The following is a 6,158-nucleotide window of genomic DNA, read 5'->3' on the forward strand; positions in this document are numbered from 1 at the left end:
CACAGAGTAACCGCTAAAACAGTTGTTTTAAATTACCTGGACCGGGGTTTTTGCGCTCAAACGAACGTGACTGACCAGTCTCCGACAAAGCGTCTGGGTCGCGGGTCACGAATCAGCGCAGATTTACTGTTTGAACTCGAAATCCAGCGCTGCGCCTTCAACGTCCCGGCGCTCTTCATTGCGCAGTTGCAACTGCATTTCGTTGCTGAGCAGCCGGCCGTTGAGCTGAAATTGACTGTTCTTGTCACCGAACATCTGCGGCAATACGGCGTCGTGTCGTGGCATCGGGACCGTACCGATCGGTTTCAGCTCCTGAACCATGTCTTGAGGTAGGCTCAGATCGAGATTGGCGGAAGGCAACCGGGTTTTCACGACTTCACTTGCCGGTTTCGACTTGGTAGCAATCGGTGGACGCTTTTTCAGCACCGCCGGTTTCTTTTTGGTCGGCGCGGCTTTCTTTTTGACCGCCTCGGCTTTCTTGACGGGCGCTGGTTTTTTCGACGTTGTTGCGCTGGCTGCCGGCGTTTCCTGAGTCGAAGCCGCCATGACGCCTTGGGCATTAACGGTCAAGAGGAGGCAGATCGATAGGCAGGCGGCAGGAAAAATCGGTTTCATGGACCCAACGACGCTAACGGCAGAGGGCCATATGCTCGCCTGTTGTACGCAACATGACAAGCACGCGTAGGAAACGACCGGCGTTCTTGTCAGAAACCGCTGGCCGTCTCCTGGCAAAGCTGCGTGGCCAACATCCCCAACGTCATCAATGCGCGCTCCGCTTCACGATTCCAGGGCGTCCCACAGTTCAGGCGAATGCAGTGATTGAACTGCTCGGTGTTACTGAAAATCAGCCCCGGCGCGATGCTGATGCCCTGCTGCAGTGCACGCACATGCAGTTCCTGGGTATTGACCCGTCCCGGCAAACTGACCCACAAAATGAAGCCGCCCGTCGGGCGTGTCATCTGTGTGCCCTCCGGGAAATACTGCTGCACCGCCAGCTGGAAAGCACTCAGGTTCTTGCGGTATTCCTGGCGGATGTAGCGCAGATGCCGATCATAGCCACCGTTTTCCAGGTACGCGGCGATGCCCATCTGGGTGACGCTGCACGCCGAATGCGTACTGAACGTCTGCAAACGCTGAATTTCNTGTTGATACTTGCCGGCGATCATCCAGCCGATGCGCACACCCGGGGACAAGGTCTTGGAAAAGCTCGAGCAATAGATCACTCGATCAAGCCGATCGTAGGCCTTGAGCGATTTGGTCCGGCCTTGTTCGAACATCAATTCGCCGTAGATGTCGTCTTCAACGATCTGGATATCGAAATCCGAGGCCAGGCGCAGCAACTGTTTCTGGCGCTCCTCGGGCATGGTCGCGCCCAGCGGATTACTCAGGCGCGTAGTCAGCACCAACGCCTTGATCGACCATTGGTTGGCTGCCAGTTGCAGGGCTTCAAGGCTCATGCCGGTGGACGGGTCGCTGGGGATCTCGATGACTTTGAGGCCCAGCAGATCCGCCAGTTGCAGCAAGCCGTAATAAGTCGGCGATTCGGCGGCGATCAGGTCGCCCGGCCGGGTCAGCACGCGAAGAGACATCTGCAATGCATCGACACAGCCGTGGGTGATCACCACTTCGGACGGATCGACCACCACGCCGGCATCACGCATGCGGATCGCCACCTGGCGCCGCAGCGGTTCAAAGCCGGGGCTGAACATGTAGCTGAACGCCCGCGGGCTCTGAAAGCGCGTGACCTTGGCCAATTGCTGGTGCAAGGCGCGGACCGGTAGATAATCGACGCTCGGCACCGCCGCGCCCAAGGGGAAAACGCCCTCGCGGCGCGACTCGACCAATACCTGCTGGATAATGCTGCTGCGGGTGACCAACCCCGGGCGTTCAACCCGCGCGATGTCCGGCGTGGGCGCCGTGAGTGCGGGCGTCTGGTGCACGTAATAGCCCGACTGCGGCCGGGCGCGGATCAGCCCTTGATCCTCGAGATTGGCGTAAGCCTGCAAAACGGTTGCATGGCTGACGTTGAGCTGTGAACTCATCTTGCGCACCGAAGGCACGCGCTCACCGGGTTGATAGACACCGCGCCGGATGTCCTCAGCCAGTTGCTGGGCGATACGTTGGTAAAGCAACAGATTGGTCATGACGCAGCACTCGATTTCACGGGTATTTTATTTTTGTGTGAAACATACCGGAACAGTTTAGAAGTGTACTGGGACAGTTGCCACAATAGTCGACCGTACAGTGCAGTGTCAGTAAAAACTGTACTGTTTTGAGAGGCAATTGGCAGGCGCAAAAAAACCCGGCACTGTCGGGCAGGCCGGGTTTTCCAGAAACGCAGCCCTTAGCGGGCGGCGCCGAGCTGGCCTTTTTCGTCGGAGAACACAATTTCCACACGACGATTCTGTGCGCGGCCCCGCTCGGAGGCGTTGACCTCCACCGGGTATTCATCGCCGTAGCCTTCGACTTGGATACGTTTTTCGTCGATCCCCAGGTCCATCAGCACGTCGGCCACGGCCTGCGCACGGTCGCGGGACAGCTTGAGGTTTTCCTGCTCGCCGCCGGTGTTGTCGGTGTAGCCCTCGATGCGCACCACGCGCTTGGGGTTCAGTTGCAGGAACTGCACGATCTTGAGCACGGTGCGGTTGGCCGAGTTCTTCAGCTCTGCTTCGCCGGTGTCGAACAGCACATCGCCCAGGGTCATCACCAGACCACGGTCGGTCTGTGTGGTTGCCAAAGCAACGATCTGTTCTTCGAGCCACTTGCCTTGCTGCTGCACGCTGAGCAATTTTGACTCGCGCAGAGCAAGTTGCAGACGCTGACGTTCCAGTTCGAGCTTTGCAGCGCGCTCTTCGTTGAGCACCTGATTAGTGTGCTCACGGGCGATTGCACTGTAGCGCTGGCTCAGGTAGGCGTAATGCACCACGTCGGCACCGCTGCCCCAGTAGCTGGACAAGCGATCGGCGCGGGCCAGGGACTCACCGGCGCGAATCACATCCTTGGGCGCGAAGCGCAACACGTTGGAGTCTTCCTTGACCTTCTGGAAGTCACTGCCGGCCTGCTGCAATGCAGTCTCGCTGTGTTGGCCGGCGCAGCCGTAAAGGCTTGCGCAACCTGCGAGGATCAAGCCGCCGAGTGCTTTGGACTTGAGGCTCATTGGGCATCTCCCAATTGCTTGCGCAGGCGAGTGATGCGGGTATTGAGCACGTTCAGTTGCTCCTGGCTCTTGCGGGTCAGAANNTTGGCTTCGGCCAGACGCGCGTCCAGTTCTGCCTGCTCGGCCCGCATGCGCGCATGCCTGTAGGACTGATCAGTCATGTCGCCCTGGGCACGAGAAAACTTGCCTTCGGCCAGCTTGAGTTCCGGCACGTCGGCGGCGGTAGCGCCTACGGCTTTGGCTTGCTCGAGCGCCTGCTCGGTCAGGCGTATTTGTTCATTCGGCGCCGGATCGGCTGCACAACCCGCCAGAGCCAGAACGGCCAGGGCAGCGAAAAGAGGTCGAATACTCACTAAAAATCCCTACTGTTTTGGGGTACTGGCGGGTTGCTGTTGCTGCGCTGTCCAACGCTCGATATTGCGTTGCAGCACGCTTTCCGTCAGTCCGGACGCGGGCAATTCTGTCATCTTTTTGGCCAGCTGTCCGCGCAGCCACGGATCATTGCAGGCGGAGTTGTGGGAAATCGCCAGGAACAGGCCGGGTTTGTCGACCGGTTGGGGACGGGCGATCAGGTCGTTGGCCATACTCAGGGTTTGCGCGGCGGCCATGCCCGAGTAGCGTCCCGCGAGGACAAATTCCACCTCGCCCAGCAGCAATTTCTGAAAGGCCTGGGTCAGGTTCGGAGTACGCACGAGGGTCAATTGCTGCTCGGCGAAAATGCCGAATGCCTGGGTCATTCGAGACTTTTCCGACACGGCACCTGGATGGCCGTGAAGGTCTTGCGCCTGGTTGTAGACCAATGCTGAGTCTTTTCGGGTCCAGACCAGATAGTCGTTTTCCAGCAACGGCGGATGGATGTAATCCAGGGTGTCCAGCTCGCTGACTGTCAACGGCGCGTCGGCCAGCATGTCCATGCGTCCGCTGCGCACTTCGTCCAGGGCCTGGGCGCGCTTGCCGGCATAAAGCAGTTCGATCTTGATGCCCAACTCCCCTGCCACGTGTTGCAACAGGTCTGCGCTGGCGCCGATCAGGTGCTTGGGGTTTTGCGGGTCTTGCCACAAGTACGGCGGCGCGTCCGAGCTGCCGGTCACCACCAGGCGTTCGCACTTGCCTGCGGCCACGGCCAGCGCCGGCAGCACCGTCAGCCCCAGCAGTAATGACCAGCCACCCACGCGGCGCAAATCCATGGCGACACTCTCCACTCAAATCCGGAACAAAAAAAAGCCCGACCAAAAGGNCGGGCTCTTTATAAGTGAAGCGGCTGGATTAGACCAGCTTCTCCAACTCAGGTACGGCTTCGAACAAGTCCGCAACCAGGCCGTAATCAGCCACCTGGAAGATCGGTGCTTCTTCGTCCTTGTTGATCGCAACGATCACTTTGGAGTCTTTCATACCGGCCAAGTGCTGGATCGCGCCGGAGATACCGACCGCGATGTACAGCTGTGGCGCAACGATTTTGCCGGTCTGGCCGACCTGCATGTCGTTGGGTACGAAACCTGCGTCGACGGCCGCGCGGGAAGCGCCGACCGCAGCGCCCAGCTTGTCGGCCAGGGCGTACAGGTGCTTGAAGTTGTCACCGTTCTGCATGCCGCGACCGCCGGAAACGACGATTTTGGCAGCGGTCAGCTCAGGACGATCCGACTTGGCCAGCTCTTCGCCGACAAAGCTGGAAGTGCCAGCGTCGTGAGCAGCGGAGACGGCTTCAACGGCAGCCGAACCACCTTCAGCGGCAACCGGGTCGAAGCCGGTGGCGCGCACGGTGATCACTTTGATGGCCGCGGTCGATTGCACGGTGGCGATGGCGTTACCAGCGTAGATCGGGCGCTTGAAGGTGTCGGCGCTTTCTACCGAGATGATCTCGGAGATCTGGTCAACGTCCAGCTGCGCAGCAACGCGTGGCAGGATGTTTTTGCCGTTGGAGGTGGCAGCAGCCAGGATGTGGCTGTAACCAGCGCCCAGCTCTGCTACCAGCGGAGCCACGTTTTCCGGCAGTTGGTGAGCGTAGGCGGCGTTGTCGGCCGACAGTACTTTGCTCACACCAGCGATTTTCGCCGCGGCTTCAGCCACGGCGCCAGCGCCTTGGCCTGCTACCAGCACGTGAATGTCGCCNCCGATTTTGGCGGCAGCAGCCACGGTGTTCAGCGTGGCCGGGGCCACTACTTTGTTGTCGTGTTCAGCAATAACCAAGATAGTCATTTAGATTACCTTCGCTTCGTTTTTCAGTTTCTCGACCAGTTCAGCCACCGACTTGACCTTGATGCCTGCGCTGCGTGCAGCCGGCGCTTCGACTTTAACGGTCTTGTTGGTGGAGGCGGTGGAAACGCCCAAAGCTTCTGGAGTTACCGACTCAAGCGGCTTCTTCTTGGCTTTCATGATGTTTGGCAGGGACGCGTAGCGCGGCTCGTTCAAACGCAGGTCGGTAGTGACGATAGCCGGCAGTTTCAGGGAAACCGTCTGCGCGCCGCCGTCGATTTCGCGGGTCACGGCAACGGTGTCGCCGGACACTTCGACTTTCGAAGCGAAGGTGCCCTGGCCGTAACCGGTCAGCGCAGCCAACATCTGGCCAGTCTGGTTGTTGTCGCTGTCGATGGCCTGCTTGCCGAGGATCACCAGCTGAGGCTGTTCCTTGTCGACAACGGCTTTGAGCAACTTGGCAACGGCCAGCGAAGTCAGGTCTTCGGCGGATTCGACGAGGATGGCGCGGTCAGCACCCAGAGCCAGCGCGGTGCGCAGTTGCTCTTGAGCGGTAGTCGGGCCGATGGAAACCACGACGATTTCAGTCGCCACGCCTTTCTCTTTCAGGCGTACGGCTTCTTCCACAGCGATTTCGCAGAAAGGGTTCATCGACATTTTGACGTTAGCGAGGTCGACGCCGGAATTGTCCGCCTTGACGCGAACTTTCACGTTGTAATCGACAACGCGTTTGACAGCTACAAGAACCTTCATGGATTCCTCGTTACTCTCCGGTGAAAAGAAAGTCGCCTAGGCGAACCTGGCGGTT

The 6,158-nt window shown here is 59.3% G+C and carries 7 protein-coding genes; all 7 read right to left on the reverse strand.

Translation table 11 applies throughout. The features are described 5' to 3' along the window. Positions 1–123 precede the first annotated feature (123 nt). The 7 genes from B7L09_RS08650 to B7L09_RS08680 all read right to left on the reverse strand — a co-directional run bounded on the left by B7L09_RS08650 (position 124) and on the right by B7L09_RS08680 (position 6,103). Positions 124–615 (reverse strand): translation initiation factor 2, encoded by a 492-nt coding sequence (locus B7L09_RS08650; protein ID WP_094468463.1) that lies wholly within the window; start codon positions 613–615, stop codon positions 124–126. Between the two features lie 89 nt (positions 616–704). Beyond that, entirely contained in the window at positions 705–2,144 is a 1,440-nt protein-coding gene (locus B7L09_RS08655) for an aminotransferase-like domain-containing protein (RefSeq protein ID WP_094468464.1), read from the reverse strand. A 200-nt stretch (positions 2,145–2,344) separates the two neighbouring features. Beyond that, the gene (locus B7L09_RS08660; protein WP_094468465.1) at positions 2,345–3,157 is read right to left on the reverse strand and encodes an OmpA family protein; all 813 of its coding nucleotides are present in this window, start codon (positions 3,155–3,157) and stop codon (positions 2,345–2,347) included. Further along, positions 3,154–3,510: a DUF4398 domain-containing protein gene (locus B7L09_RS08665; protein WP_094468466.1), complete on the reverse strand. Its 357-nt coding sequence runs from the start codon at positions 3,508–3,510 to the stop codon at positions 3,154–3,156. The genes B7L09_RS08660 and B7L09_RS08665 overlap by 4 nt, the downstream gene beginning before the upstream one ends. A 9-nt stretch (positions 3,511–3,519) precedes the next feature. Then, positions 3,520–4,344: a substrate-binding periplasmic protein gene (locus B7L09_RS08670; RefSeq protein WP_094468467.1), complete on the reverse strand. Its 825-nt coding sequence runs from the start codon at positions 4,342–4,344 to the stop codon at positions 3,520–3,522. 79 nt (positions 4,345–4,423) lie between these two features. Further along, complete coding sequence (locus tag B7L09_RS08675; RefSeq protein ID WP_094468468.1) at positions 4,424–5,353, reverse strand: electron transfer flavoprotein subunit alpha/FixB family protein; 930 nt, start codon at positions 5,351–5,353, stop codon at positions 4,424–4,426. Continuing rightward, complete coding sequence (locus B7L09_RS08680; RefSeq protein ID WP_094468469.1) at positions 5,354–6,103, reverse strand: electron transfer flavoprotein subunit beta/FixA family protein; 750 nt, start codon at positions 6,101–6,103, stop codon at positions 5,354–5,356. Between the last annotated feature and the right edge of the window lie 55 nt (positions 6,104–6,158).

Source organism: Pseudomonas mandelii, assembly GCF_002251635.1.
GTDB lineage: Bacteria > Pseudomonadota > Gammaproteobacteria > Pseudomonadales > Pseudomonadaceae > Aquipseudomonas > Aquipseudomonas mandelii_B.